This is a genomic window from Streptomyces parvus (assembly GCF_014648875.1).
Lineage (GTDB): Bacteria > Actinomycetota > Actinomycetes > Streptomycetales > Streptomycetaceae > Streptomyces > Streptomyces parvus.
Genome location: NZ_BMRY01000001.1, coordinates 119,599 through 145,544 on the forward strand (window position 1 = coordinate 119,599; position 25,946 = coordinate 145,544).

The window sequence follows — 25,946 nt, forward strand, 5'->3', positions numbered from 1 at the left end:
CGGCTCGGGTCAGCGGTCGGCGGCGATCACCTCGACGAGGCTCGACCAGGACCCGGGGCCGCGTCCCTGGACGATCGCCCGGTCGGTGAGCGACTTGAGTCCGGCCAGCTGCGCGACGTCCAGGCCCCGGTCCTTCGCGGTGTGCAGGATGTGGTCGACGCTCGCCGCCATCATGCCGAGGTTCGCGCCGTTGGCAGGGTACGCACCGGAGCCGGCCTCTTCCGCGGTGTACTCCACGATCGGCGGCAGGATGCCGGTGATCGTGGTGAGGTACGGGGCGAGCGAGGCGGGCTCGATGCCTTCCGCCCGGGCCAGCGCGAAGGCGTGGACCAGGCCGCCCATGGCTCCGTAGAAGAAGTCCAGCATCGCCATGTCGTAGGCGGCGGCGAGCCCGTGGTCCTCGCCGAGGTAGGTGGCGGGCTCGCCCAGCGCCTTGAGGGTGTCCTCGTGCGCGGCGAAGGCGGCGCGGTCGCCGGAGTGGAAGACCAGGGCCTCCGCCGAGCCGACCACGTCGACCGGCACCATGATCGCCCCGTCGAGGTAGGACAGGGAGTGCTTCGCGGCCCAGGCGGCGGTCTGCCGCGAGCGGGCCGGGGTGTCCGAGGTCAGGTTGACCAGGACCCGCCCCTTCAGTGCTTCGGCCAACGGTTCCAGGACCGCGTCGGAGGCGTCGTAGTCGACGAGGCAGACCACGACGAGTCCGCTCGCCCGCACGGCCTCATCGGCGGACGCGGCGCGCACCGCGCCCAGCGCGACGACGTCCTCGCCCTTCTCCGGCGAACGGTTCCAGACGGTGGTGGGGTGGCCCGCGGCCAGGAAGGCGCGGGCCAGGGAACGGCCCATGTCACCGAGGCCCAGGACGGTGACGGGGGTGGGTGCGGGTGCGGGTTCGGTGGTCGTGTGCGCTTGCGTCATGGGGACCATCCTTGGCGCGCGAACAGGGCCTGACCAGAACCCACTTGACTGTCAGATACGCACTTCCGGGAAAGGATGCAGGTCAACGGCCGACCGGGCGGAACCCGTGAGGGTCCCGCCCGGTCGTGTCGGTCCGGTCGTCAGCCGTCCTGGGCCGCCGACCGCCTGCGCACGGCCCACAGGATGCCGCCGCCCGCGGCCACCGCGGCGGCCGCCATGCCGATGAGCGGGGCGGTGGAGTCCGAGCCGGTGGCCGCGAGGTTGCCGCCGGTCTGCGGGGTGGCGCCGCCGGCCGTCGCGCCGCCCGTGTCGGCGGAGCCGCCGGAGGTACCGGCCGTCCCGCCGGTGCTGCCCGTGGAGCCGGTGGAGCCGGAACCGCCGGTGGACGAGGAGCCGCCCGTACCGCCGGTGGAACCGTTGGAGCCCGAGGAGCCCGAGGAGCCCGAGGAGCCCGCCGTGCCCTCGTCCTCGCCGGTGTCGATCACGATCTGCGCGGTGTCGTTCTCGGCGTTCCGGTCGAAGGGGCGCTCCTGGCCGGTGAAGGAGACCTCGCCGGTGGTGCGGCCGACCGCCTTGTCGATGCGCAGGACGAAGGGGTAGCTCTCGCCTCCGTTCACGTTCACCCAGGACTGGGAGGTCCCGCAGCGGTAGTGGGTCTTGGTGATCACCTCGCAGAAGTCGTGCGGCTTGACCACGGAGGTGCCCTCGGGGATGTGGATGTCGACGGTGGTGACGCTCTCGTCGGGGAGTCCCTGGACGCGGGCGGGGCCCTTGTTGGCGAACTTCACCGTCGCGGTGACCTTCTCGCCGACCTTCCCCTGCTTCTCGTCGCCGGTCAGGGCGAAGTCCGCGGTGTTCGCGGCGGTGACGTCCGCCCTGGCGTACGCCTCGGGGTGGTTCGTCCGGTCGGCGTCGGTGGCCGGGCCCTCCTCGACCAGGGTGAGCGGGTCGCCGGTGCCGGGCACCGGCTCGGTGGAGCCGCCGTCGTCCGGGCCGGGCTCGTGCACACCGATCGACACCCGCAGGTTGTCCCGGAACGCGGAGTCGAGCGCCTTGAGCGAGACGGGCTTCGCCGTGCGGTAGACGACGCCGGGCTTCAGCGGCTGGTCGATCTTGCAGGAGGCGACGTTCGACGCGGGCATCTCGTCGTAGGAGCCGATGGTGTCGTAGGTGCAGTTCTTGTGCGTCTCGTCCGCCTCCAGCCCCGGCGACACGGCGTACGTCACCCAGGCCTCGGGGACCTCCGCCGTCCCCTTGTTGAGGAAGGTCAGCGGGGTCGAGAACGAGCTCCCGGGCTGCACCCCCTTGACCGGCGCGATCGTTCCGACGCCGAGGTCCGGCTCCGGGTCGGCGGCGAGCGCCGGTACGGCGCCCAGCGCCACCAGGGCTGCGGCGGCCACGGCGGCGGTCCCGCCGCGCAGGATACGGCTGCGGGAAGGGGCGATACGCATGGAAGTCCTTCGGTCGTGGGGCGCATGGGGGCTGACTGCGGTCCTTCACCTCTCAGGACCGGTGCTGGACGGCGAGGGTTGTCCGGGCCGGACCGGTCGTGACAGAACACGGACACAAGGGGCCGGTACCGGCCACGGACACGCCGCCTCGTACCCGCCACCGACGCGAGGACACCCGTACCGGGGGATACGGGTGTCCTCGGGCGGACCGCGGCGGCCGGGGGGAAGCCGCAGCGGTCCTGGCGGGCGGCGTGGTGGCGCCGGGCCCTGGTGGTGGTGCGGGTCAGACCTTGGCGGGCTGCTCGGCGGGCGCGCTGTCCCGCTGCTCGGGGACCTCGTCGGAGGGGGCCGGGCCGTGGCCGTCGTCGACGAGGGTCTTCTCGTCGAACGGGATCCGGCCTGCCAGCACCTCGCCCACGCGGTCCTTGTCGATCTCCTTGGTCCAGTGGCCGACGAGCACCGTGGCGACCGCGTTGCCCGCGAAGTTGGTCAGGGCGCGGGCCTCGCTCATGAAGCGGTCGATGCCGACGATCAGGCCGACGCCGTCGACGAGTTCGGGGCGGTGCGACTGGAGGCCGCCGGCCAGGGTCGCCAGGCCCGCGCCGGTCACACCGGCCGCGCCCTTCGAGGCGATGACCATGAAGACCAGCAGCGAGATCTGCTCGCCCGCGCTCAGCGGGTCGCCCATCGCGTTGGCGATGAAGAGCGAGGACATCGTGAGGTAGATCGCGGTGCCGTCGAGGTTGAAGGAGTAGCCGGTCGGCACGGTGATGCCGACGACGGGCTTGCTGACGCCCATGTGCTCCATCTTCGCGATCAGTCGCGGCAGCGCCGACTCGGAGGAGGAGGTGGAGAGGATCAGCAGGAACTCGCGGCCCAGGTACTTCAGCAGCGAGAACAGGTTCACCCCGGCGATCATGCGGAGCAGCGCGCCGAGCACCACGAAGACGAACAGCGCGCAGGTGACGTAGAAGCCGATCATGATGATCGCCAGGGACTTCAGGGCGTCCAGGCCGGTCTCGCCGACCACCGCGGCGATCGCGCCGAACGCGCCGACCGGGGCGGCCCACATGATCATGGCGAGGATGCGGAAGACGAGGCGCTGGATGTGCGTGATGCCGCGGATGATCGGCTCACCGGCCCTGCCCATCGCCTGGAGCGCGAAGCCCGCGAGGAGCGCGACGAGGAGGGTCTGGAGGACCTCGCCCTCGGTGAAGGCGGAGACGATCGTGGTCGGGATGATGCCGAGCAGGAAGTCGGCGGTGGACTCGCCGGCGCCGCCGGCCTGCTCCGCTCCCGCCTCGCGGGCGGCCTCGGTGATGTGGAGGGTGGAGCCGGGCTCCAGGAAGTTGCCGACCAGCAGGCCGATGGCGAGGGCCACGGTCGACATGACCAGGAAGTAGCCCAGCGCCAGACCGCCGACCGCGCCGACCTTGGCGGCCTTGCGGACCGAGCCGACGCCCAGGACGATCGTGCAGAAGATGATCGGCGAGATCATCATCTTGATCAGGTTCACGAATCCGGCGCCGATGGGCTTCAGCTCGACGGCCACCCCGGGGGCCGCGAAGCCCACCAGGATGCCGAGCGCCACGGCGGCGATCACGGCGATGTACAGGTAGTGGGTGCGGTCCCGTTGTTTGGCTGCCACAGCCATGGTGGGGCTCCTCGGCTCGGTCAGGGGTTGCGCCCCCGTCCCTGGGGGCTTCGGTGACTATCCACCGGCCTGTGACCCCGGTCACCCTTGCGTTCATATCGTTCACAGTCGTTTTCCGGCCACGCGGGAGAGCTCTGGGAGCGTCCGGCCGGGCCAGGCAGACTGTGGGGTATGCGCCTCCCCCGTACCCGCCCCCGCAGCCTGGCGGGCCAGCTCTTCGCCATGCAGGTCGTGCTCATCGCCGCCGTGGTGGCCGGGTGCGCCGTGTTCGCGTACGCCTCCGGCAGCGCGCAGGCCGAGGAGACGGCCGCCCGGCAGGTGCGGGTGGCGGCTCTCGCGGTGGCCGATTCCCCCTCCGTACGGGAGGCCATCCGCACCCCGGACCCGTCGGCGGTACTCCAGCCGTACGCGGAGCGGGTGCGGGAGGACACCGGGATCGCCTTCGTCACGATCATGGACACGGAGCGGGTGCGCTGGACGCACCCGGACACCAGCCAGATCGGGGACACCTTCCTCGGGAACACCGCGAAGGCCCTGCGCGGCCAGACCTTCACCGAGACGTACACCGGCACGCTGGGCCCCTCGATACGGGTGGTGACCCCGATCCGCGACGGCGGGAGGATCGTCGGCCTGGTCAGCGCGGGCATCACCGTGGACCGGGTCTCCTCGCAGGTCCGGGAGCAGCTCGGTGCCCTCGCGCTGGCGGCGGGCGGGGCGCTGGCACTCGGCGGCATCGGTACGTACGTGATCAACGCCCGGCTGCGGCGGCACACGCACGGGATGAACGCGGCCGAGCTGAGCCGGCTGCACGACTACCACCAGGCCACCCTGCACGCGGTGCGCGAGGGGCTGCTGATGCTGGACGGGCGGCGGCGGGTCGCGCTGATCAACGACGCCGGGCGGGAGCTGCTGGGCCTGGGGCCGGACACGGAGGCGGTCGGCCGTACGGTCGACGAGCTGGCCCTGCCCGCGCCGCTGACCGGGGCGCTGCTGGCGTCGGAGTCGCGGGTGGACGAGCTGCACCTGACGGCGGACCGGGTGATCGTGGTCAACACCCGTCCGGTGGTGGGCGGTGAGCAGCGCGGCACGGTGGTGACCCTGCGGGACCACACCGAGCTCCAGGCGCTGACCGGGGAGCTGGACTCCGAGCGCGGGTTCACGCAGGCGCTGCGCTCCCAGGCCCACGAGGCGGCGAACCGGCTGCACACCGTGGTGTCGCTGATCGAGCTGGGCCGGGTGGAGGAGGCCGTGGACTTCGCGACGGCGGAGCTGGAGCTGGCCCAGGTGCTGACCGACCGGGTGGTGGGCGCGGTGGAGGAACCGGTGCTGGCCGCGCTGCTGCTGGGCAAGGCGGCCCAGGCGAACGAGCGGGGGGTGGAGCTGGTGCTCGCGGAGGACAGCCTGATCGACGACGGGGCGCTGCCGCCGTCGCTGGCCCAGCGGGATCTGGTGACGATCCTGGGCAATCTGATCGACAACGCGGTGGACGCGGCGTCGGAGGGTCCCGAGGGTGCGGAGGGGCCGGCGGAGTCCGGGGCCGCGGTGCCCGGGCCCCGGGCGGCCGGGGTTCCGGCGGGCCGGGCCCGGGTGACGGTGACCGCGCTCGCCGACGAGCGGGAGCTGCTGCTGCGGGTGGCGGACACGGGGGCGGGCATCGGTCCGGAGGCGGCGGACGAGGTGTTCCGGCGCGGCTGGTCCACACACGGGGCGGGGCGGGGCCTCGGCCTGGCGCTGGTCCGGCAGGCGGCGCACCGCAACGGGGGCACGGTGGAGCTGGACGCGGGTCCGGACGGCGGGGCACGGTTCACCGTACGGCTGCCGCTCAGGGACCGTACGGCGAAGTCGGAAGCGGCGGGGGCCCGGGCGAAGGAGGTCACGGCGTGATCAGAGTGCTGGTGGTGGAGGACGATCCGGTGGCCGCCGACGCCCACCAGATGTACGTGGAGCGGGTCGAGGGCTTCACCGTGACCGCGGTGGCCCACACCCGGGCGGCGGCGGTGCGCGCGCTGGAGCGGACCCCGGTGGACCTGCTGCTGCTCGACCTCTATCTGCCCGACGGCCACGGGCTCGGGCTGCTGCGTTCGCTGCGGGCCTCCGGCCACGGGGCGGATGTGATCGCGGTGACCTCGGCCCGGGATCTGGCGGTGGTGCGGGAGGGGGTGTCGCTGGGCGTCGTGCAGTACGTGCTGAAGCCGTTCACGTACCCCACGCTGCGGGACCGGCTGGTGCGGTACGCGGAGTTCCGGGGCGTCGCCGGGGAGGCGAGCGGCCAGGAGGAGGTAGACCGGGCGCTGGGCGCGCTGCGGGTCGCGCATCCGGCCGCGCTGCCCAAGGGGCTCAGCGGACCGACGCTGGAGGCGGTGACCGGGGTGCTGAAGGAGTCCCCGGAAGGGGTGACGGCGGCCGCCGCCGGGGAGCGGCTCGGCATCTCCCGGATCACGGCCCGGCGGTATCTGGAGCATCTGGTGACCGTCGGCAGCGCTGCGAGGCGTCCACATTATGGGCAGGTCGGCCGACCGGAGTTGCACTACAGCTGGCTGGCCGCGGGGCGCTGACCGCTCGGGAGGCCATCAGCCGACAAGCGCTTTCTGGTCGGTTTCGCGGCCCTGATGGCCTCCCCCGGGGATGCAGAAGAAAGCGCTGGTGAGACGGGTTTCCCGTACCGCCCGCCCGGTTCGCGGCTGGAGGTTCCTACGAAGCGTGTTCTGTGGGGAACGTACCGTAGCCAGGGCGGAAATGGACTTCTACGGTGGGCCCGTGCACCCCACCCCGCCCTTCAACGCCCCCGCCGCGCGCCGTCTCCGCGAGGCACTGGGGATGGCTCCCGGCCATGTCGCCTACGGGCTCGCCGCCCAGTACGGACTCCGGATCAGCGCAGAGACCGTCATCGCCTGGGAGCGCGGCATCGCGACCCCCGGGGAACGCGAGCTGACCGCCCTCGCCGGCGTCCTGTGGTGCGCGCCCGGGGAGTTGCTGGCCGCCGCCACCACCCTGCGCGAGCACCGGATGACCCGGGACCTGACCGTGGACGAGCTGGCCCGGCAGCTGGGGATGACCGGCGCCTCGTACCTGCGGATGGAGGAGTCGGGGCGCTGGCGGGGCAACGAGAAACAGTCGGCGGCGCTGTGCCGGGCGCTGGGTCTGACGGCGGCCCAGTTCCTGACGGCGACGGGCCGCGACGAGGAGCTGGCGGAGTTGTTGAGCAGCGCGGTCGCCACGCGCTGGCAGGCGTACGTCCGGCCGGTGGCCAAGGTCGTGCCGCTGGACCGGGCGCTGATCCAGGACGTGCTGGAGCAGCTGCACACCGACTACCAGGCCCTGATGGTCTCGACACTGAGCTGGAGCAGCACCGGCCAGGAGCGCTCCGGATCGACGGGCGACGCGGGCCGGGCGTTCCTGGCCCGGGTGGTGGAGCAGTTCTGGCGGACCGCCGGAGTGTGACTCCGCACGGGCCGCCCGTGCGGCCCGTGCGGTTCGAAGCGACCGGGAGGTCTCAGAAGACCGACTCGGCCTCGTACATCCGGTCGGCGGGCACCCGCTTCAGCTGGGTGACGGCCTCGGCGAGCGGGACCATCGCGATGTCGGTGCCGCGCAGGGCGGTCATCCGGCCGAACTCGCCGCGGTGCACGGCCTCCACGGCGTGCCAGCCGAAGCGGGTGGCGAGCACCCGGTCGTACGCGGTGGGCGTGCCGCCGCGCTGGACATGGCCGAGAATGACCGGCCGGGCTTCCTTGCCGAGCCGGGTCTCCAGCTCGATGGCGAGGCGGTTGCCGATGCCCTGGAAGCGCTCGTGGCCGTACTGGTCGATCTCGCCCTTGGCGTACGGCATGGAGCCCTCGGCCGGGTGCGCGCCCTCGGCGACGCAGATGACGGCGAACTTCTTGCCGCGCGCGAACCGTTCCTCGACCATCTTGACCAGGTCGTCGACCTGGAAGGGGCGCTCGGGCAGGCAGATGCCGTGGGCGCCGCCGGCCATCCCGGACTCCAGCGCGATCCAGCCGGCGTGCCGTCCCATGACCTCGACGACCATCACGCGCTGGTGCGACTCGGCGGTGGTCTTCAGACGGTCTATGGCCTCGGTCGCGACGCCCACCGCCGTGTCGAACCCGAACGTGCGGTCGGTGGAGGAGATGTCGTTGTCGATGGTCTTCGGGACGCCGACGACCGGCATCCCGGCATCGGAGAGCATGCGGGCCGCGGTGAGCGTGCCCTCGCCGCCGATCGGGATGAGCGCGTCGATGCCGTAACGGCGGGCCAGCTCCTCGCAGTTCTCGGCGGCCTCGCGCAGCCGGTCGCGCTCCAGCCGGGCGGAGCCGAGGATGGTGCCGCCGCGGGCCAGGATGCCGCTGACCGCGTTGAGGTCGAGGGGACGGAAGTGGCCGTCGAGCAGCCCCTTGAAGCCGTCCTCGAAGCCGATGACCTCGTCGCCGTGGCCGACGACGGCCCGGTGGACGACCGACCGGATCACTGCGTTCAGGCCGGGGCAGTCGCCGCCCGCGGTGAGAATGCCGATGCGCATCGAGGTATGTCTCCTGCTCGCTAGTCGCGCTTTTCCAGGAGGCCGACCGTGGCGGCCCCCCTGCCCTGAACCGCGACGATTGTCCCACGCCGGGCACGGACCCCGCGCTTTCGGCCGGGCCGGGGCGGGCACCCGTGGGGAGGGGAAACCCGAAAGACGGGACCTGGGGCCGTCGCCCGCCGGGACCTCCGGCGGGCGATATAGCGGTCCCCGCAGGTATCGTCAAGAGGCAATGCAGGCCAATGCCGCATCCGGCGGAACACCGGGCGGGCACGGGGGCAGCACCGCACGTCCGGACGCCCCGCGGGTCGCGGCACGAACATGGACGGGAGAGCGCGCGTGGCGCGGAGCGTGTACGTGACCGGGATCGACCGGGGGGACGGCCGGCAGGTCGTCGAGCTGGGAGTCATGGAGCTTCTGACGCGTCAGGTGGACCGGGTCGGGGTCTTCCGCCCGCTGGTCCATGACGGTCCCGACCGGCTCTACGAGCTGCTGCGGGCCCGCTACCGGCTCTCCCAGAGCCCCGCCACCGTCTACGGCCTGGACTACCACGAGGCCTCCGCCGTCCAGGCGGAGAAGGGCACCGACGAGCTGGTCTCGCGGCTCGTCGACCGGTTCCACCAGGTGGCCAGGGAGTACGAGGCGGTCCTCGTGCTGGGCAGCGACTTCGCGGACACCCAGCTCCCCGACGAGCTGGCGCTGAACGCCCGGCTGGCCAACGAGTTCGGGGCCTCCGTGATCGCGGTGGTCGGCGGCAAGGGGCAGACCGCGGAGTCCGTGCGCGCCGAGACCCGCAACGCCTACCGCGCCTACGCCGGTCTCGGCTGCGACGTGCTGGCCATGGTGGTGAACCGGGTCGCCGCCGAGGACCGCGCGGCGATAGCGGAGCGGCTGGCGGCCCGGCTGCCCGTCCCCGTCTCCGTACTGCCGGACGACCCGGCGCTCTCGGCCCCCACGGTCGCCCAGATCACCGCGGCGCTGAACGGCACGGTGCTGCTCGGCGACGATTCGGGTCTCGCGCGCGACGCGCTCGACTTCGTGTTCGGCGGGGCCATGCTGCCGAATCTGCTGAACGCGCTGACGCCCGGGTGCATGGTGGTCACCCCCGGGGACCGCGCGGACCTGGTGGTGGGCTCGCTGGCCGCGCACAGCGCGGGCACCCCGCCCATCGCGGGCGTGCTGCTGACCCTGGACGAGCGCCCCGGCGAGGAGATACTCACGCTGGCCGCCCGGCTCGCACCGGGGACCCCGGTCGTGTCGGTGGCCGGCGGATCCTTCCCCACCGCCGCCGAACTCTTCACCCTCGAAGGCAAGTTGAACGCGGCGACGCCGCGCAAGGCGGAGACCGCCCTCGGTCTGTTCGAGCGTCACGTGGACACCGCGGCGCTGCTCGACCGGATCTCGGTGGCCCGCAGTGCCCGGGTCACGCCGATGATGTTCGAGCACGAGCTGCTGGAGCAGGCCCGTTCCGACCGCAAGCGCGTGGTGCTGCCGGAGGGCACCGAGGAGCGGGTGCTGCGCGCGGCCGATGTGCTGCTGCGCCGGGACGTCTGCGACCTCACGCTCCTCGGCGATGTGGACGTGATCCGCAAGAAGGCCGCCGACCTCGGCATCGACCTCGCCGAGACCCAGCTGATCGACCCGCACACCTCGGAGCTGCGGCAGACCTTCGCCGAGCGGTACGCGCAGCTGCGTGCGCACCGCGGGGTGACGGTGGAGCTGGCGTACGACGTGGTGGCGGACGTGAACTACTTCGGCACACTGATGGTGCAGGAGGGGCTCGCCGACGGGATGGTGTCCGGGTCGGTGCACTCCACGGCCGCGACGATCCGCCCGGCGTTCGAGATCATCAAGACCAAGCCGGACGCGTCGATCGTCTCCTCGGTCTTCTTCATGTGCCTGGCCGACAAGGTCCTCGTGTACGGCGACTGCGCGGTCAACCCGGACCCGGACGCCGAGCAGCTCGCGGACATCGCGGTGCAGTCGGCGGTGACGGCGGCCCGCTTCGGCGTGGAGCCGCGCGTGGCGATGCTGTCGTACTCCACCGGGACCTCGGGCTCCGGCGCGGACGTGGACAAGGTGCGCGAGGCGACCGAGCGGGTGCGGGCGGAGCGGCCCGAGCTGCGGGTGGAGGGGCCGATCCAGTACGACGCGGCGGTCGAGCCGTCCGTCGCGGCGACGAAGCTGCCGGACTCGGAGGTGGCCGGGCAGGCGACCGTGCTGATCTTCCCGGACCTGAACACCGGCAACAACACCTACAAGGCCGTGCAGCGCTCGGCGGGCGCCGTGGCGGTCGGCCCGGTGCTCCAGGGTCTGCGCAAGCCCGTCAACGACCTCTCGCGCGGCGCGCTCGTCCAGGACATCGTCAACACGGTGGCGATCACGGCGATCCAGGCGCAGAGCGAGGAGCGCCCCGCATGACCCCGGCCCCTTCCTCCGCCCCCTCCCCCGACCACGAAAGCACGGCAGCCCCTGTGGAACCGCACCGCGTCCTCGTCCTCAACTCCGGCTCCTCGTCGGTGAAGTACCAGCTGCTCGACATGCGCGACCGATCGCGGCTCGCCTCGGGTCTGGTCGAGCGGATCGGCGAGGAGACCTCGCGCCTGGTACACACCCCGCTGGCCGGTGGCGGCGCCGAGCCCCGGGAGCGTACGGGCCGGATCGCGGACCACGACGAGGCGCTGAAGGCGGCGGCCGAGGAGCTGGCGGCGGACGGGCTCGGCCTGGACTCCCCCGAACTGGCCGCGATCGGGCACCGGGTGGTGCACGGCGGGCTGCGGTTCAGCGCGCCGACCGTCATCACCGACGAGGTGCTGAAGGAGATCGAGCGGCTCGTCCCGGTCGCCCCGCTGCACAACCCGGCGAACATCACCGGGATCCGGACGGCGCAGGCGCTGCGGCCGGACCTGCCGCAGGTGGCGGTGTTCGACACGGCGTTCCACACGACGATGCCGGAGGCGGCCGCGCGGTACGCGATCGACGTGGAGACCGCCGACGCGCACCGGATCCGCCGCTACGGCTTCCACGGCACCTCGCACGCGTACGTCTCGCGGAAGACGGCCGAGCTGCTGGGGAAGACCCCCGAGGAGGTGAACGTCATCGTGCTGCACCTGGGCAACGGGGCGTCGGCCTCGGCGGTCGCGGGCGGGCGGTGCGTGGAGACCTCGATGGGGCTGACGCCTTTGGAAGGGCTCGTGATGGGTACGCGCTCCGGGGACATCGATCCGGCGGTCACCTTCCACCTGAAGCGGGTGGCGGGGATGTCGGCCGACGAGATCGACGTCCTGCTGAACAAGAGGAGCGGGCTGGTCGGCCTGTGCGGCGACAACGACATGCGGGTGATCCGCCGCCGGATCGACGAGGGCGACGAGCGGGCGGCGCTGGCCTTCGACATCTACATCCACCGGCTGAAGAAGTACATCGGCGCCTACACGGCGGTGCTCGGGCGGGTGGACGCGGTGGCGTTCACGGCGGGGGTCGGGGAGAACGCGGCCCCGGTGCGGGAAGCTGCCATCGCGGGCCTGGAGGAGCTGGGCATGGCGGTGGACGCCTCGCTCAACTCCGTACGGTCCCCTCAGCCGCGGCTGATCTCGCCGGAATACGCCCGGGTGGCGGTCGCCGTGGTGCCGACGGACGAGGAGCTGGAGATCGCCGAGCAGACGTTCGCACTGGTCAGCCGGGGTGACGCCGTCAGCCCGGTACACAGCGACAACTGAGCGCCCCCGCGCCCCTTTGTATCTTCCACCAGACGGAATATTCCGCAGCGAAACAAACCGATAGGATCCGCCTCATGCGCCGTTCCAAAATCGTCTGTACCCTCGGTCCCGCCGTCGACTCGCACGAGCAGCTCGTCGCTCTGATCGAGGCCGGCATGAGCGTGGCCCGTTTCAACTTCAGCCACGGCTCCCACGAGGAACACCAGGGCCGTTACGACCGCGTCCGCAAGGCGGCCGCCGAGACCGGCCGCGCGGTGGGCGTGCTCGCCGACCTCCAGGGCCCCAAGATCCGGCTGGCGAAGTTCGCCGAGGGCCCGGTCGAGCTGGTCCGCGGGGACGAGTTCACCATCACCTCCGAGGACGTCCCCGGCGACAAGTCGATCTGCGGCACGACCTACAAGGGTCTGCCCGGCGACGTCGTCAAGGGCGACCCGATCCTGATCAACGACGGCAACGTCGAGCTGAAGGTCGTCGCGGTCGAGGGCCCCCGGGTGAAGACCATCGTCATCGAGGGCGGTGTCATCTCCGACCACAAGGGCATCAACCTGCCCGGTGCGGCGGTCAACGTCCCGGCCCTGTCCGAGAAGGACGTCGAGGACCTGCGCTTCGCCCTGCGGATGGGCTGCGACCTGGTCGCCCTCTCCTTCGTCCGGGACGCGAACGACGTCAAGGACGTGCACAAGGTGATGGACGAGGAGGGCCGCCGGGTCCCCGTCATCGCCAAGGTGGAGAAGCCGCAGGCGGTCGAGCACATGGAGGGCGTCGTCGCGGCGTTCGACGGTGTGATGGTGGCCCGCGGTGACCTGGCCGTGGAGTATCCGCTGGAGAAGGTCCCGATGGTGCAGAAGCGCCTGGTGGAGCTGTGCCGGCGCAACGCCAAGCCGGTGATCGTGGCGACCCAGATGATGGAGTCGATGATCACCAACTCGCGGCCGACCCGCGCCGAGGCGTCCGACGTCGCCAACGCGATCCTGGACGGCGCGGACGCGGTCATGCTGTCCGCCGAGTCCTCGGTGGGCGCGTACCCGATCGAGACGGTCAAGACGATGTCGAAGATCGTCTGCGCCGCCGAGGAGGAGCTGCTCTCCAAGGGCCTCCAGCCGCTGGTCCAGGGCAAGAAGCCGCGTACGCAGGGCGGTTCGGTGGCCCGCGCGGCCTGCGAGATCGCCGACTTCCTCAACGGCAAGGCCCTGGTGGCCTTCACCCAGTCCGGCGACACCGCCCGCCGCCTCTCCCGCTATCGCACGGCCCAGCCGATCCTGGCCTTCACCACGGACGAGAACACCCGCAACCAGCTCGCCCTGAGCTGGGGCGTCGAGTCGTACGTCGTCCCGCACGTGGACAACACCGACGCGATGGTGGACCTGGTCGACGCGGAGCTGCTCAAGCTGAACCGCTACAGCTCCGGCGACACGATGGTCATCACCGCCGGCTCGCCCCCCGGCGTCCCCGGCACCACCAACATGGTCCGGGTGCACCACCTGGGCGGCGGCGAGCGGGACTGACCCGCGGCGCCCGCCGGTACGACCGTGGCCCGCACCCCCTCCTGACAGGGGGTGCGGGCCACGGTCGTGTGCGGCTCCCGGACGGGTCCGTGGGGGCGGCTAGCCGTTGCCGCCCTCCAGGTAGTTCTTCAGTCCGGGCACGGTGAGCGTGCCGCCGAACTGGCCGGCCTGCTTCACCGTCACCTTGGTGAAGAAGGCGAAGGGGACGTTCAGCGGCGGCGGGGTCTCGGGGCTGAAGGTGATCGGGATGAGGCCGAAGAGGTTGCCCTTCAGCTCCTCCGTGTACATCGTCACCTCGCCGTTGCGGATCGTCGACGTGGAGCCGGGCCGCGACTTCACATGGCCCGTCGTGCCCGCGGGGCCGACGGTCAGCTGGTGCAGGTCCTTGATGTCGATGGCGCCGGCGGTGAACTTCAGCACCTTCTTGATGCTGCCGTCCGCCTTCTTCACCTCGACGATGCCGTGGTAGTCGAGACCGTGGAGCGTGAGCAGCGTCGACTCCAGCGTCCACGGGTCGGACGGGAGCAGCGGGATGCCGGGCTCCAGCTCGGCCGCGGCGAGCGCGTCCGGGTCGGCCTCGGGGCACGGGAAGCGGGGCTTGGCGCCGTCGGGGATGTTCTCGTCCTTCTTGGGGTCGAGTCCCTTGACGTCCTCGTCGAGCTCCTCGACGTCCTCGCCGGCCTTCTCCGCCGCCTCGCGGATGGCGTCGGCCGTCTTGTCTGACGCCTCCTTCGCCTTGTCGGCCGCGCCCTCGACCGGGTCCTTCTGCTGGTCCTTCGCCGGGTTCTCCGGCTGCTCGGACGGGGCCGGGGCCTCGGAGGTGGGGCTCGGGGACGGGTCGGCCGACTCCTCGGCCTTGTCCTCGTCCTTGTCCGGGCCGTCGAAGAGGTCCTTGAGGGCGTCGCCGAGGCCGAGCGGGTCGAGAGGGTTCTTCGACTTCGTGGGCGTCGGGGTCGCGGAGGGCTCGTCGGCGGGCTTCTCATCGGCGGACCGCGCCGACGTGTCCACGTCCGCGTCCGGCTTCGCGTCGGCCGCCGGGTCCTCGTCCGGGCCGGAGGCGGAACCGCTCGCCGAGGGCTTCGGGGTCGCGGAGTCGTCCTTGCCGGAGGCGTCGTCCTTCTCGTCCTTCGCCGTGGCCGAGGGGGACGGGGTCGCTTTCGGCGACTCGCTCTCGCTCGGCTCGTCGGACCGGGTGACGCACGGTCCCGGTGCGAAGGGAATGTCGCCGTTGTCGTCGGCCAGGGCGAGCTTGGGGGTCAGTCCCATGCCCACGAAGACCGCGGTCGGCATCGCCGCGAGCGCCAGCGCCTTCTTGCCGCTGGGCAGGTGGAGCTTGGTCAGCAGCGACTTCCTGGGGGCCGCGTGACGGGGGCTCTTGCGCTCGCGGAAGCCGTCGCCGGGGTGGTAGGCGTTCGTCTGCTGTTCGTCGTCACCCCGCACGGTGCCTCCCACCGTCGGCGTCGGCCGCCGTGTCGAACTCGGCGCCCTGCTGCTGCGGTACGGCCGCCGCACCCTGGAGCTCGGCCTCGGGCCGCTCCTCGTACGGCTGCTCGTCGGACGGCGCCTGCTCGCTCTCCGGCCGGCCCGGCGCCCAGGAAATGGACAGGGCTCCGCCGACGAGCGCGAAGAGGAACCCGATGAGGAAGCCGCCGATGTTGGCCACGGGTATGGAGATCAGCGCGAGCAGGATCGCCGCGATACCGGCGAAGACCCGGACGATGTGGTGGAACCACATCGTCAGACCCAGCGTGATCAGCAGAACCCCGATGATCAGGGAACCGGCGCCGGCGGTGGTGGACATCGTCAGCGTCATGTTGCCGAGGTGCAGGTCGGCGTACGGGAAATAGGCGATGGGCGCACCGCCGAGGATGGTGAACAGACCCGCCCAGAACGGCCGGTCACCCCGCCAGGTGCGGAAGCGTCGTCGGGCGACGCTGATGTAGTGCTCGTTCTGCCCTGTGGACTCGGGGCTCATGGAAAACAGCTCCCTGGAACCGGTACTGCCGTAAAGGAGAAGGGGTGGGCGGCCGGAAGACCCGCCGGGGGTGTTCCGGCCACCCGGGCGAGTGCTTAGAAGCACTCCTTGACGCCCGTGTGCAGCCTCAGCTTCAGGTCGCTGAGCTTGAAGGTGCCGGCCGTGGTCGCCCACGCCGTCTGCTTCACGTTGGTCAGCACGGCCTTGTCGGCGCGCTGCGCGAAGCCGCCCTGCTTGGCCTGGGTGCCCGGCTGGATGCCGATGCTCCCGGGCTTGTTCTCCTTCTTCAGCGATCCGGCCGCGACACCGATGTCGATGTTCTCGAAGTCGGCGTCGGCGTCGAGCTCCGCGACGTCCAGGTAGAGGTTGGTCGCGACGACCGGCTTCTTCGGGTTGGTGCCGGCGTTCAGCATGAGGCTGACGTTGCCGAGGAAGGGGACCTTCGGCGTGACGACCGACTGGCACATGTTGGTGATCTTGGCGTCGCTGAAGCCCGACACCGCGACCGCGTGCGCCTGGTCCTTCTCGCCCTCGATGTCCTTGCCGACCGCGACGCTGCCGTACTGGACGAAGTTCTCGCCCTCAAGACGGTCCGTGCTGACCTTGAAGCTCTGGCCGGAAACGCTGAACGAAGCCGCCAGCGCACCCTGGGCCAGGCCTATGCCCACCGCGGCCGTCGCGGCGACGCTCGGCACCATGACCAGAGCGAACCGCTTCCATCTCGTCCCACCGCGAACCTGGGAACCCATACTTGCTCCTTCTTCTCGGACGTACATCTCCGGCCGGGCGTCGTGCCCGTCCTGGGATGGGAGAAGTGCTACGTCCTCGGGAAGGAGAGCGCCCGTATCGGAGACGTGTCCCGCATCCGATCCACCGGCGTTCACCCCCGAGCGACAACCACTGGCCGCACGTTCCGCACGGCCGGTCGGACAGGCCCCGCCCGTGAGCGGGAACCCCCCTGTCCACGGCCGGCGCCTCTGCCGCCGGCCCACCCGGTGGGGACCCAACAGACCCTCGGGCACCGGCTGGAGACCGGGCTGAAGGTATTGGACCGAGCGTGGCCGATCGTGGTGCATTCACGGCCCTGACACAAGGGGGATCGTTACTGGCTAGTAACGGCCCGATAACCGGAGGACGACAGGGCGGCATCGAGCGGCGACACAGGGTGGCACGAAAGGGACATCGGAATGGCGGGAAACTTCCTGGAAACAGGACAGAACAGCCCGCCGGACTTACTGCGGGTAACAGTTTGCATCTTTGTCAAGATTTGGTAAAGCGAAGGCCTCCGGGGCCCTTCTTCGACGTCAGAACGGCAAAACGGCCGCCCCGCCCGGTGGGCAGTGCGGCCGCCTTGTCACATCGGCACAATCAGGCTCGTCAGAACAGAACGCGGGCCAGCGCGGTGCGCGCGGCGGTGACCCTGGGGTCCTCCGGACCGATCACCTCGAACAGCTCCAGCAGCCGCAGCCGTGCGGTGTTCCGGTCGTCGCCGGCCGTGCGACGGACCGCCTCGACGAGCCGGCCGAAGGCGTCCTCGACATGACCGCCGACCAGATCGAGATCGGCCGCGGCGATCTGGGCGTCCACATCGCCCGGATTGTCCGCCGCTTCCTTGCGGACCGCCTGCGGGTCCATGCTCTGGACGCGGCCGAGCAGCTCCGCCTGGGCGAGGCCGAGCTTGGCCTCCGGGTTGCCCGGTTCGTCCACGAGGACGTTCTTGTACGCCTGGATCGCCCCGCCGAAGTCATTGGCGTCGAGCGCGGACGCGGCGGCCTCCAGCAGCGCATCGTAGGGACCGGCCGGCACCTCGGCCGGGGCCGCGCCCGGCGCCCCGGCGTCCGGGTCGACGACGATCCCGGTGAGGCCGAAGCGCTCCTCGCCGACCTGGATCAGCTGGTCCAGCGTCTCGCGGATCTGGGCCTCGGGGGCGGCGCCCTGGAAGAGCGGGAGGGCCTGACCGGCGACGACGGCGAAAACGGCCGGAATGCCCTGGATGCCGAACTGCTGCATCAGCATCTGGTTGGCGTCGACATCGACCTTGGCCAGCAGGAAGCGGCCGTTGTACTCGACGGCCAGGCGCTCCAGCAGGGGGCCGAGCTGCTTGCACGGCTCGCACCACTCGGCCCAGAAGTCGATGACGACGGGGACCTCGGCGGAGCGCTGGAGGACATCGCGCTCAAAACCGGCTTCATCGACGTCGATCACCAGGGCGGCGGGCGACACGGCGCCGGCGCCCCCGGTGCGGGCGGCCTCCGCGCGGGCCTGCTCCGCCTTGGCCTTGGCCTCTCCGGCCGCCTTGACCGCGGCGAGGTCGACAACGCCGCTCATGGACATGTTCCTAGGCTGCATACGTACATCCTCCCCCGAGAACACGCCGCTGCGAAAAGCGAGCGCGAGAACCGGCCCGGCCCGGGCCCCCGCCGGCGTGCGGGGGCGTACGGACCGGAACGGTCGCGGGCCCCTGAAAGACCCTGGTGGACCTCTGAAAGACCCTGGTGGACCTGCCGGATCCCCATCCGGCCGGTCCGTTCGGCTCCGGGTCCCCACCCGGCGCCTGGGGCCCCTGAAGGCCCCGGTGGCTGTCGTTCGTGTTCCGTGGCGTTCGGGGCGGGTCCGAGCCACCTTCCTTACGCTACGACCCGTAGCGTAACTGCCGATCAGCCCGCCGGAACAGATCGTCCCGGTGATCTGTCTCACGGGCCCCGGGGCGCAACCGTTCTCCCTACCGACCGGTATGGTCGCCGCATCATGAGCGCCACCGACCCCAAAGCCACTCGAACAGGACGTCCGCGCAGCACCGCGGCCGATGCCGCGATCCTCGACGCGACGCGGGAGTCCCTGGTGGATCTCGGCTGGTCGAAGCTGACGATGAGCGATGTGGCCACCCGGGCCGGGGTCGCCAAGACGACCCTCTACCGGCGCTGGGCGGGCAAGAACGAACTCGTCGTGGACGCGGTCGCGGTCCTCTTCGACGAGCTGGAGCTGCCCGACCGGGGCAGCCTGGCCGCCGATGTGCAGGGCGTCGTGCTCCAGTTCGCCGCGCTGCTGGAGCGGCCGGAGGCCCGTACGGCGCTGATGGCCGTGGTCGCGGAGTCCACCCGCGACGACTCGCTGCGCCGACGGATCCGCTCGGCCATCGTGGACCGGCAGAAACGGCTGGTGCTGCTGGGCCGGGAGCGCGCCCAGGCCCGTGGCGAACTGCGGTACGAGGACGACGCGTCGGCCGCCGCCCGCAACGCGGACCTGATCTTCGACGTGATCGCCGGAGCGGTGGTGCACCGGACGCTGGTGAGCGCGGAGCCGGTGGACGCCGAGTGGGCGAGCGGCTTCACCTCGCTGCTGCTGCTGGGACTGGCGGGCGCTCAGGCGGGGTGAGACTCCGCGCACGCGGTCCGGCGCGCAGACCCGCGCCCAGCGGGAGGCAGAGGAGGACGAGCCCCGCCCACATGGCGAAGGCGAAGCTCCACAGCCCCATCATCAGCGCGATGGAGAGATGGAAGAGGAAGCCGGCCACCAGCAGGTACAGGCGGTAGCGCCGCGGCAGCAGCAGGGCCAGAGCGAGGCCCAGTTCGATGAACAGGGGCACCCACGTCAGCGCCGCGACCCCCAGAGGCTGCCGGACGACGAGGTCCACCACCGGGTGGAGCCACCCGGGAGCGCCGAAGGCGAGGTTGTTGGTCCAGTACCACATCGCGGTTCCGTCCGCCCACTCCGCATGGGGAAGCTTCGCGACGCAGGCCTGGAAGTACAGGAACGACATCTGCAACTGGGCCATGAACAGGGCGGAGCAACAGGCGAAGGCCGTGACCTGCGAGCGCACCGAGCCGGTCCGTTCCTCCGGCGGGTCGTCCCAGTGCCAGCGCCGGGGATCACCGAGGGCCGCGAGGGCGAGGAGGACGGCGAGGTTGCACGCGATCTGATCGCCGCCGTCCGGGATGGCGACATTGGCCCAGACGCTGTACGTGATCCACAGGTGCGGCAGCGCCGTCCACCTGGGCCGCCAGCCGGACGCGACGACGAGCAGGACCGCCACGCACACCAGCCGCGCCACGTCCAGGCGTTGCTCGGGAACGTGGCAGAACAGGCCGACCGACCGCAGTCCGTCGCAGCCCACGATGTCGTCGCGGCCCGCGGACGGGCGGAAGAGCGTGTCGGAACCGCTCCACAGAAGGGTGCCCGATGTGGCAAGGGCCACCAGCGTGCGTGCCAGTCCGTAGACGTTGGTCCACGGCGACGGGAAGGATCTCATCCGCACGTCACCTCCAGGATCCGCACACTCTCCGGCGTGTGGGTGTCCGCGTAGAAGTCGCGCCAGGCGTACGGAACGGGCAGCTGGTCGACCAGCGCGACCCGGCCGCACAGGGTGGGCGACGGCGACGGGTTGCCGACCGGGGTGATGTCCGCGCTCGCGCGGTCGAGACAGTCCGTCAGCGCACGGCGTTCGCATGCGAAGGGTTTGGTGTCCTGGACCTGGTAGAACAGCAGGCCGATCTCCAGGCCCTGGGCTCGCGACTCCCGATTGAAGCCGTACTCGGCGTGCCGGCCCGACCGCAGGCCGCGCCAGGTGCCGTCGACCAGGCCGTAGGGGTCCATGTCCGTCTCCCTCGGAGATTTGGTGAAGAACGCCCACCCTTGGGGGACCACGGTCCGCGTAGTGGATTCCACCGAGTCCTGTCCCGGCAACTTCACTGCGTTGTCCGGTAGTTGTGTCTGCACCACATACAGGAGGAGCACCGCCCACACAGCGGTGACTCCTGCCGCCAGGGACCGTGGTACGCGACGGGCACGGGGCGGGGAGATCGACAGCCGGGCCCACCGGCGACCGCTCGCTGGCCAGTTCATAGGAGGTCTTCCTTCGCTCGTTGCTCGACGCGGTCACCGTTCTTCCCCGGCACCGGGGTGCCGGGGAAGAACGGTGCGGGACGGCTGACGCGTCGGCCCGGCGGGGTGTCCGGGCCGGGGGACCGGCTCCGGGCGCCCCGCCGCCGTCAGGCGTCCTTCAGAAGCGTCGTCAGGAGGGCGATGCTTTCCTCCGCCGACAGCATCGGCCGCTGCTCCATCCAGAAGTGCTGGACGTCCCACGCCACCTCGGCGTTGTAGACGGCGACAACGTTGCCGACCACCGCGACGTTCACCGCGACGACGACGGCGACACACGCCCCGGTGCTGCCGTCCCCGCTCCTCTCGATGAACTTGACGTGGTTCTTGAGAAGCGCCGAGGTGTGGTCCAGTGCTGCTTCGACCCGTCGGGGGTCGCCGCTGCGGAGGTCCGCCGATAGCCCGGCGAAGAAGCCCGGCTCGCTCTTCTCCATGACGTCCATCAGCTTGCCGACCGCGGCCACGGACTTGACGCTGCGGTTCTCCTTGAGCGTCTCCTTCGAACTCCGGTAGTAGCCGCCCGCGATGAGGCTGTCGGCCACCCGTCCCTGAGTGAAGACCAGGCCGCCGAACAGGGCGCGGCCGTCCTCCTTCGCCGATGCGGCCTTCTTGACCGCCAGGGCGGCCGGCGGGGCCGTCTGCGACGCGGACGCGTGAGCGGTGCCGACGACACCGGCTCCCAGGGCGACGGCCGCCGCCAGGGCGGTGGCGATCACCTTCGGTGAGAACTGCACAGGAATGCCTCCCATTTCCTTTCCATGCCCACCGCCGCACCGTCCCGCGACCACGTCCGGGAACGCTGTACCGGCGTGGCTCCGCGTCGAGCGGACGTCAGGCGGAGGACGGCGGGTGAGCGACCATGGGGGCAACCAAAGCAGCCGACCGGAGACCGGGGTACCCACCAGAAAGGGGGGTACCCCGCGCGCCCCGGCCTTCGTACGCTCCCGGCGGCCGGACGCACCGGTCCGGGCGCGATGACCGCAGGTCCGGGGCGGGCCGGGCGCTCATTCCGACACGAGGAACCGGCGGCGCCGCCCACCGCGCCGCGCACGACGCCGGACCCGGCCGCCGCGCACGACGAAGCGCTCGACCGGGAAACCCCGGCCGAGCGCTTGTCCGACCCGACGCTCTCCTGACAAGGCTCAGAAGCCCGGCGGCTCCGTGTAGACGCCCCACTCGTCGCGCAGCACCCCGCAGATCTCGCCGAGCGTGGCCTCGGCCCGTACGGCGTCGAGCATCGGCGCGATCATGTTGGAGCCGTCGCGGGCGGCGGCCAGCATCGCGTCGAGGGCGGCGGTGACCTTGGCGTCGTCGCGGGCGGCCTTGCGGTCGGCGAGCTGGCTGACCTGGTCGCGCTCGACCTCGTGGCTGACCCGGAGGATCTCCAGGTCGCCGGTGACCGAGCCGTGGTGGACGTTCACGCCGACGACCCGCTTGTCGCCCTTCTCCAGGGCGCGCTGGTACTGGAAGGCGGACTCGGCGATCTCGCCGGTGAACCAGCCGTCCTCGATGCCGCGCAGGATGCCGGAGGTCATCGGCCCGATGGGGTGCTGCCCGTCGGGGTGGGCCCGGGTGCCGCGCTCCCTGATCTGGTCGAAGATCTTCTCGGCGTCGGCCTCGATCCGGTCGGTGAGCTGCTCGACGTACCAGGAGCCGCCCAGCGGGTCGGCCACGTTGGCGACGCCGGTCTCCTCCATCAGCACCTGCTGGGTGCGCAGCGCGATCTCGGCGGCCTGCTCGGAGGGGAGCGCGAGGGTCTCGTCGAGGGCGTTGGTGTGGAGCGAGTTCGTGCCGCCGAGGACGGCGGAGAGCGCCTCCACGGCGGTGCGGACGACGTTGTTGTACGGCTGCTGCGCGGTGAGGGAGACCCCGGCGGTCTGGGTGTGGAAGCGGAGCCACTGCGCCTTGTCGGTCTTCGCGCCGTACGTCTCCTTCATCCAGCGGGCCCAGATGCGGCGGGCGGCGCGGAACTTGGCGATCTCCTCGAAGAAGTCGAGGTGGGCGTCGAAGAAGAAGGAGAGGCCGGGGGCGAAGGTGTCGACGTCGAGACCGCGTGAGAGGCCCAGCTCCACGTAGCCGAAGCCGTCGGCCAGGGTGTACGCCAGCTCCTGCGCGGCCGTGGCTCCGGCCTCGCGGATGTGGTAGCCGGAGACCGAGAGCGGCTTGTAGGCGGGGATGGAGGCGGCGCAGTGCTCCATCAGGTCGCCGATGAGGCGCAGGTGGGGCTCGGGCTGGAAGAGCCACTCCTTCTGCGCGATGTACTCCTTGAAGATGTCGGTCTGGAGGGTGCCGTTGAGCACGCCCGGATCGACGCCCTGGCGCTCGGCGGCGACCAGGTACATGCAGAAGACGGGGACGGCCGGGCCGCTGATCGTCATGGAGGTGGTGACGTCGCCGAGGGGGATGTCTCCGAAGAGGATCTCCATGTCGGCGGCGGAGTCGATGGCGACCCCGCAGTGGCCGACCTCGCCGAGCGAGCGCGGGTCGTCGGAGTCGCGGCCCATCAGCGTCGGCATGTCGAAGGCGACGCTGAGGCCGCCGCCGCCCGCCGCGAGGATCATCTTGTAGCGCTCGTTGGTCTGCTGTGCGTTGCCGAAGCCGGCGAACTGGCGGATCGTCCACGTACGGCCCCGGTAGCCGGTGGGGTGGAGTCCGCGGGTGAAGGGGTACTCCCCCGGCCAGCCGATCCGCTCGAATCCCTCGTACGTGTCGCCGGGGCGGGGCCCGTACGCGGGCTCCACCGGATCCCCGGAGAGCGTGGTGAAGTCCGCGTCACGCTTGCGGGCCTTGTCGTAACGGGCCTGCCAGCGGAGGCGGCCTTCCTCGATCGCGTCAGCGTCCATACTTCAAATTTACTAGGACGTCCTAGTAAATGTCGATGGCAAACCGCCCGGCGCTTTGTGCGCGGGGCGGTCGGGTGTGCCGGAGGTACCGGGTCAGACCTTCGCGGGAGCCGGGGCCGGGTCGGTGACCAGGGCGCGGGCCTCGCGGCTGACCTTCGGTTCGACGAAGAACGAGGCGAAGGGGATGCAGCCCGCGGCCAGCACCCACAGGAGCTTGCCGAAGGGCCACTTCGCCTTGGAGCCGAGATCGAAGGCGAAGACGACGTAGACGATGAACAGCACGCCGTGGATCTGGGAGATCAGCATGGTGTCGCCGGTCTCGAAGCCGTACTTCGCGATGATCGCCACCGTGAAGACGAGCAGCCAGATGGCGGTGACGTAGGCCATCACCCGGTAGCGGGTGAGCACGTTCTGTTTCATGGCATCGAGCGTAACCGGGCGTCCGGGGCGATCTTCGCGCGACCCCTCCCACCGGCCGAGCCTCGCCTCACGCAGATACGCCCCTCACGGGAAGGCCGCGCTCAGCGCTCCTCGAAGTCCTTGGCCGCGACCCGCAGCGGGCGCAGCATGGCGAAGATCTCGGCGCACTCCTCGGAGTCGTAGACCCCGAGGCCGAAGTCGACCGCGACCAGGTCCCGGGTGGCCGCCTCGACGACGTCGCGGCCCTTGTCCGTGATGGAGGCGAGGGTGCCGCGGCCGTCGTTGGGGTTCGGCCGCTTGTCGACCAGACCGGACTTGACCAGCCGGTCCACGGTGTTGGTGACCGAGGTGGGGTGCACCATCAGCCGCTCACCGATCTTGGACATCGGCAGTTCCCCGGCCTTGGAGAAGGTGAGCAGCACCAGCGCCTCGTACCGGGCGAAGGTCAGCCCGTACGGCTTGACGACGGCGTCGACCTCGGCGAGCAGGATCTGCTGGGCCCGCATGATCGAGGTGATCGCCCCCATCGAGGGCACGGGTCCCCAGCGCTGCTGCCAGAGCTCGTCGGCGCGGGCGATGGGATCGAAGGGAAGGCTGAGCGGCTTCGGCACGGCAACGACCTTACCGACTGGTCACATGCCGGTCAGCCCCGTCTCGTCCTTCGGTATCGGACATCTGCCCGGGGGCCGTCCTGCGGACCTCCGCGACAAGCAGGAGCGCGCAGACGGTACCGATGATTCCGGATCCGGCGACCACCTGGTGCACCGGGAAGAACTCGGCCGCGAGCCCCGCCAGCGCCATCCCGAGGCCCTGGACGGTCATCAGTCCGGCGGTGAGCAGGGTCATGGCCCGGCCGCGCAGTTCCTGGGGCACGGCGTCGACGAACCACTGGTCGAGCCCGATGACGTACGCGGCTCCCGCCCCGGCCAGCGCGAGGGCCGCCAGGGCGAGCGGCAGTCCGGGCCGGGCGGCGTACACGAGGAGCGGCAGCAGGCCGACGGCGGCGACCGGCAGGACGATCCGGGAGCGGTTACGGGGGCTGAGCGCGGACCCCACGAACAGTTCGGCCCCGATGTGCCCGACGGCCATCGCGCAGAGCAGCAGCCCGAGCGCAGCGGGCGGGGCCCCGATCGCGTCGGCGTACGGGGCGGCGAGCGCCTCGGGGGCCACGACGAACATCGCGGGCAGCCAGAACAGCAGCATCAGGGCGCGGATGCGGCGGTCGCCCAGGACGAGGCGGGCCCCGGAGAGCGACTCCTTGAGCAGGGCCCCGCCGCCGTCGCCGGTGGCGCGGGCGGGACGGTCCTGGGTGCCGAAGCGGAGGAGGACGGCCGAGCAGAGGAAGGTCACCACGGTGACGGTGATCGCGCCGCGCGGGGACAGCACGGTGAGCAGCACCCCGCCGGTTCCGAACCCGATGAGCATCGCGCTCTGCGAGACGATCCGCAGGAGGGAGCGGCCCAGGACGTAGAGGTCGCCCTCGCCGAGGATGTCGGTGAGCGCCGCCATCCGGGTCCCGGTGAAGACGGGCGCGATCGCGGCGACCAGGCAGCGCAGGGCGAGGAGTCCGGCGACCGGGGTGGCGGGCACGAGCATCACGGCGACGCAGGCCGCGCAGAGCAGATCGCAGACGACCAGGACGCGGCGGGCCGGGTAACGGTCGGCGACCCCGGCGAAGAGGGTGCCGCCGACGATGTACGGGAGCAGCCCGAGCGCGAACGTCAGCGCGCTGAGCAGCGGGGAGCCGGTGAGGTCGTAGACGAGCACGGTGAGCGCGAGCTCGCTGACGACGACGCCGAGCAGCGAGAGCAGATGCGCGGCGAAGACGGCCCGGAACTCGGCGACGGCGAAGACCGCGCGGTAGCCGCGCGGGGCGGCGGGCTCGGATTTCGGGGCGACGGGGCCCCGGAGCGTGGGCGCGGAGCCCGGGTCGGGGAGGGCGGCACGCTCCGGGGGCGGAGCCGGGGACTGCGCCGCCGGGGCGGGCGTGGTACAGGGGGTGTCCGCCGGGGCGGGGCTGTCGGTCGGCATGGGACGAGACTGGGGCCAGGACCCCCGCCCTCCGTAGAC

At 71.4% G+C, this 25,946-nt stretch carries 22 protein-coding genes; 7 read left to right on the forward strand and 15 right to left on the reverse strand.

All coding sequences use genetic code 11. The features are described from left to right. Positions 1-9: 9 nt before the first annotated feature. From IE140_RS00480 to IE140_RS00490, 3 genes are all read right to left on the reverse strand, one after another. On the reverse strand, positions 10-915 hold the full coding sequence (locus IE140_RS00480) for an NAD(P)-dependent oxidoreductase (protein WP_150193523.1): 906 nt from the start codon (positions 913-915) through the stop codon (positions 10-12). Positions 916-1,055: 140 nt separating this feature from the next. Continuing rightward, the gene (locus tag IE140_RS00485; RefSeq protein ID WP_150193522.1) at positions 1,056-2,366 is read right to left on the reverse strand and encodes an LAETG motif-containing sortase-dependent surface protein; all 1,311 of its coding nucleotides are present in this window, start codon (positions 2,364-2,366) and stop codon (positions 1,056-1,058) included. 283 nt (positions 2,367-2,649) lie between these two features. Further along, positions 2,650-4,020: a cation:dicarboxylate symporter family transporter gene (locus IE140_RS00490; protein ID WP_093440333.1), complete on the reverse strand. Its 1,371-nt coding sequence runs from the start codon at positions 4,018-4,020 to the stop codon at positions 2,650-2,652. A gap of 171 nt (positions 4,021-4,191) precedes the next feature. Here IE140_RS00490 and IE140_RS00495 point away from each other — a divergent pair, with 171 nt between their 5' ends. From IE140_RS00495 to IE140_RS00505, 3 genes are all read left to right on the forward strand, one after another. Next, on the forward strand, positions 4,192-5,904 hold the full coding sequence (locus IE140_RS00495) for a sensor histidine kinase (RefSeq protein ID WP_150193521.1): 1,713 nt from the start codon (positions 4,192-4,194) through the stop codon (positions 5,902-5,904). Beyond that, positions 5,901-6,575, forward strand: a complete 675-nt coding sequence (locus IE140_RS00500) for a response regulator (protein WP_032779031.1) — start codon at positions 5,901-5,903, stop codon at positions 6,573-6,575. Before IE140_RS00495 ends, IE140_RS00500 begins: the two co-directional genes overlap by 4 nt. A 181-nt stretch (positions 6,576-6,756) precedes the next feature. Continuing rightward, positions 6,757-7,461 (forward strand): helix-turn-helix domain-containing protein, encoded by a 705-nt coding sequence (locus tag IE140_RS00505; RefSeq protein ID WP_189459965.1) that lies wholly within the window; start codon positions 6,757-6,759, stop codon positions 7,459-7,461. A 52-nt stretch (positions 7,462-7,513) separates the two neighbouring features. Here the strand turns inward: IE140_RS00505 and IE140_RS00510 are convergent, their stop codons facing one another. Next, positions 7,514-8,539, reverse strand: a complete 1,026-nt coding sequence (locus IE140_RS00510) for an ATP-dependent 6-phosphofructokinase (RefSeq protein ID WP_032770377.1) — start codon at positions 8,537-8,539, stop codon at positions 7,514-7,516. A 339-nt stretch (positions 8,540-8,878) separates the two neighbouring features. Between IE140_RS00510 and pta the strand changes: the two genes are divergently transcribed. The 3 genes from pta (at position 8,879) to pyk (ending at position 13,760) form a co-directional block, all read left to right on the forward strand. Continuing rightward, positions 8,879-10,960, forward strand: a complete 2,082-nt coding sequence (pta, locus tag IE140_RS00515; protein ID WP_093440338.1) for a phosphate acetyltransferase — start codon at positions 8,879-8,881, stop codon at positions 10,958-10,960. Between the two features lie 53 nt (positions 10,961-11,013). Next, complete coding sequence (locus IE140_RS00520) at positions 11,014-12,255, forward strand: acetate kinase (protein ID WP_078567258.1); 1,242 nt, start codon at positions 11,014-11,016, stop codon at positions 12,253-12,255. Between the two features lie 74 nt (positions 12,256-12,329). After that, positions 12,330-13,760 (forward strand): pyruvate kinase, encoded by a 1,431-nt coding sequence (gene pyk / locus IE140_RS00525; RefSeq protein ID WP_032770382.1) that lies wholly within the window; start codon positions 12,330-12,332, stop codon positions 13,758-13,760. 99 nt (positions 13,761-13,859) lie between these two features. Here pyk and IE140_RS00530 read toward each other — a convergent pair whose 3' ends face one another. The 4 genes from IE140_RS00530 to IE140_RS00545 all read right to left on the reverse strand — a co-directional run bounded on the left by IE140_RS00530 (position 13,860) and on the right by IE140_RS00545 (position 18,084). Continuing rightward, complete coding sequence (locus IE140_RS00530; protein WP_150193520.1) at positions 13,860-15,200, reverse strand: hypothetical protein; 1,341 nt, start codon at positions 15,198-15,200, stop codon at positions 13,860-13,862. Beyond that, positions 15,190-15,735, reverse strand: a complete 546-nt coding sequence (locus tag IE140_RS00535) for a DUF6114 domain-containing protein (RefSeq protein WP_032779025.1) — start codon at positions 15,733-15,735, stop codon at positions 15,190-15,192. The genes IE140_RS00530 and IE140_RS00535 overlap by 11 nt, the downstream gene beginning before the upstream one ends. A gap of 95 nt (positions 15,736-15,830) precedes the next feature. Next, positions 15,831-16,484 (reverse strand): DUF6230 family protein, encoded by a 654-nt coding sequence (locus tag IE140_RS00540; protein ID WP_010072170.1) that lies wholly within the window; start codon positions 16,482-16,484, stop codon positions 15,831-15,833. A gap of 628 nt (positions 16,485-17,112) precedes the next feature. Continuing rightward, positions 17,113-18,084, reverse strand: coding sequence for a tetratricopeptide repeat protein (locus tag IE140_RS00545; protein ID WP_150193519.1), 972 nt, complete (start codon positions 18,082-18,084; stop codon positions 17,113-17,115). Between the two features lie 399 nt (positions 18,085-18,483). Between IE140_RS00545 and IE140_RS00550 the strand changes: the two genes are divergently transcribed. Continuing rightward, positions 18,484-19,110 (forward strand): TetR/AcrR family transcriptional regulator, encoded by a 627-nt coding sequence (locus tag IE140_RS00550; RefSeq protein ID WP_032770390.1) that lies wholly within the window; start codon positions 18,484-18,486, stop codon positions 19,108-19,110. Here IE140_RS00550 and IE140_RS00555 read toward each other — a convergent pair. From IE140_RS00555 to IE140_RS00585, 7 genes are all read right to left on the reverse strand, one after another. Beyond that, positions 19,064-19,984 carry a sporulation-delaying protein SdpB family protein gene (locus tag IE140_RS00555; protein WP_150193518.1) on the reverse strand — a complete coding sequence of 307 codons (921 nt, stop codon included), beginning with the start codon at positions 19,982-19,984 and terminating at the stop codon, positions 19,064-19,066. The two genes, IE140_RS00550 and IE140_RS00555, sit on opposite strands and share 47 nt — an antisense overlap. Then, positions 19,981-20,577, reverse strand: a complete 597-nt coding sequence (locus IE140_RS00560) for an SdpA family antimicrobial peptide system protein (RefSeq protein ID WP_093440347.1) — start codon at positions 20,575-20,577, stop codon at positions 19,981-19,983. Before IE140_RS00560 ends, IE140_RS00555 begins: the two co-directional genes overlap by 4 nt. A gap of 146 nt (positions 20,578-20,723) precedes the next feature. Beyond that, positions 20,724-21,362 carry a sporulation delaying protein family toxin gene (locus IE140_RS00565; protein ID WP_128806461.1) on the reverse strand — a complete coding sequence of 213 codons (639 nt, stop codon included), beginning with the start codon at positions 21,360-21,362 and terminating at the stop codon, positions 20,724-20,726. 393 nt (positions 21,363-21,755) lie between these two features. Further along, positions 21,756-23,456, reverse strand: a complete 1,701-nt coding sequence (icmA, locus tag IE140_RS00570) for a coenzyme B12-dependent isobutyryl-CoA mutase large subunit (protein WP_032779019.1) — start codon at positions 23,454-23,456, stop codon at positions 21,756-21,758. Positions 23,457-23,549: 93 nt separating this feature from the next. Beyond that, positions 23,550-23,876, reverse strand: a complete 327-nt coding sequence (locus IE140_RS00575) for a DUF3817 domain-containing protein (protein WP_029182238.1) — start codon at positions 23,874-23,876, stop codon at positions 23,550-23,552. A gap of 101 nt (positions 23,877-23,977) precedes the next feature. Continuing rightward, on the reverse strand, positions 23,978-24,487 hold the full coding sequence (locus IE140_RS00580) for a MarR family winged helix-turn-helix transcriptional regulator (RefSeq protein WP_010060117.1): 510 nt from the start codon (positions 24,485-24,487) through the stop codon (positions 23,978-23,980). A 10-nt stretch (positions 24,488-24,497) separates the two neighbouring features. Continuing rightward, positions 24,498-25,907 carry an MFS transporter gene (locus IE140_RS00585; RefSeq protein ID WP_189459968.1) on the reverse strand — a complete coding sequence of 470 codons (1,410 nt, stop codon included), beginning with the start codon at positions 25,905-25,907 and terminating at the stop codon, positions 24,498-24,500. Positions 25,908-25,946 lie beyond the last annotated feature (39 nt).

Bases quoted from the DNA above. Each gene is read 5' to 3' on its own strand.
- IE140_RS00575 (WP_029182238.1), bottom strand. From the start codon at position 23,876: ATGAAACAGAACGTGCTCACCCGCTACCGGGTGATGGCCTACGTCACC.
- IE140_RS00585 (WP_189459968.1), bottom strand. From the start codon at position 25,907: ATGCCGACCGACAGCCCCGCCCCGGCGGACACCCCCTGTACCACGCCC.
- IE140_RS00560 (WP_093440347.1), bottom strand. From the start codon at position 20,577: ATGAACTGGCCAGCGAGCGGTCGCCGGTGGGCCCGGCTGTCGATCTCC.
- IE140_RS00480 (WP_150193523.1), bottom strand. From the start codon at position 915: ATGACGCAAGCGCACACGACCACCGAACCCGCACCCGCACCCACCCCC.
- icmA (WP_032779019.1), bottom strand. From the start codon at position 23,456: ATGGACGCTGACGCGATCGAGGAAGGCCGCCTCCGCTGGCAGGCCCGT.
- IE140_RS00490 (WP_093440333.1), bottom strand. From the start codon at position 4,020: ATGGCTGTGGCAGCCAAACAACGGGACCGCACCCACTACCTGTACATC.
- IE140_RS00565 (WP_128806461.1), bottom strand. From the start codon at position 21,362: ATGGGAGGCATTCCTGTGCAGTTCTCACCGAAGGTGATCGCCACCGCC.
- IE140_RS00535 (WP_032779025.1), bottom strand. From the start codon at position 15,735: ATGAGCCCCGAGTCCACAGGGCAGAACGAGCACTACATCAGCGTCGCC.
- IE140_RS00495 (WP_150193521.1), top strand. From the start codon at position 4,192: ATGCGCCTCCCCCGTACCCGCCCCCGCAGCCTGGCGGGCCAGCTCTTC.
- IE140_RS00540 (WP_010072170.1), bottom strand. From the start codon at position 16,484: ATGGGTTCCCAGGTTCGCGGTGGGACGAGATGGAAGCGGTTCGCTCTG.
- pyk (WP_032770382.1), top strand. From the start codon at position 12,330: ATGCGCCGTTCCAAAATCGTCTGTACCCTCGGTCCCGCCGTCGACTCG.
- IE140_RS00545 (WP_150193519.1), bottom strand. From the start codon at position 18,084: ATGCAGCCTAGGAACATGTCCATGAGCGGCGTTGTCGACCTCGCCGCG.
- IE140_RS00550 (WP_032770390.1), top strand. From the start codon at position 18,484: ATGAGCGCCACCGACCCCAAAGCCACTCGAACAGGACGTCCGCGCAGC.
- IE140_RS00485 (WP_150193522.1), bottom strand. From the start codon at position 2,366: ATGCGTATCGCCCCTTCCCGCAGCCGTATCCTGCGCGGCGGGACCGCC.
- IE140_RS00505 (WP_189459965.1), top strand. From the start codon at position 6,757: ATGGACTTCTACGGTGGGCCCGTGCACCCCACCCCGCCCTTCAACGCC.
- IE140_RS00510 (WP_032770377.1), bottom strand. From the start codon at position 8,539: ATGCGCATCGGCATTCTCACCGCGGGCGGCGACTGCCCCGGCCTGAAC.
- IE140_RS00555 (WP_150193518.1), bottom strand. From the start codon at position 19,984: ATGAGATCCTTCCCGTCGCCGTGGACCAACGTCTACGGACTGGCACGC.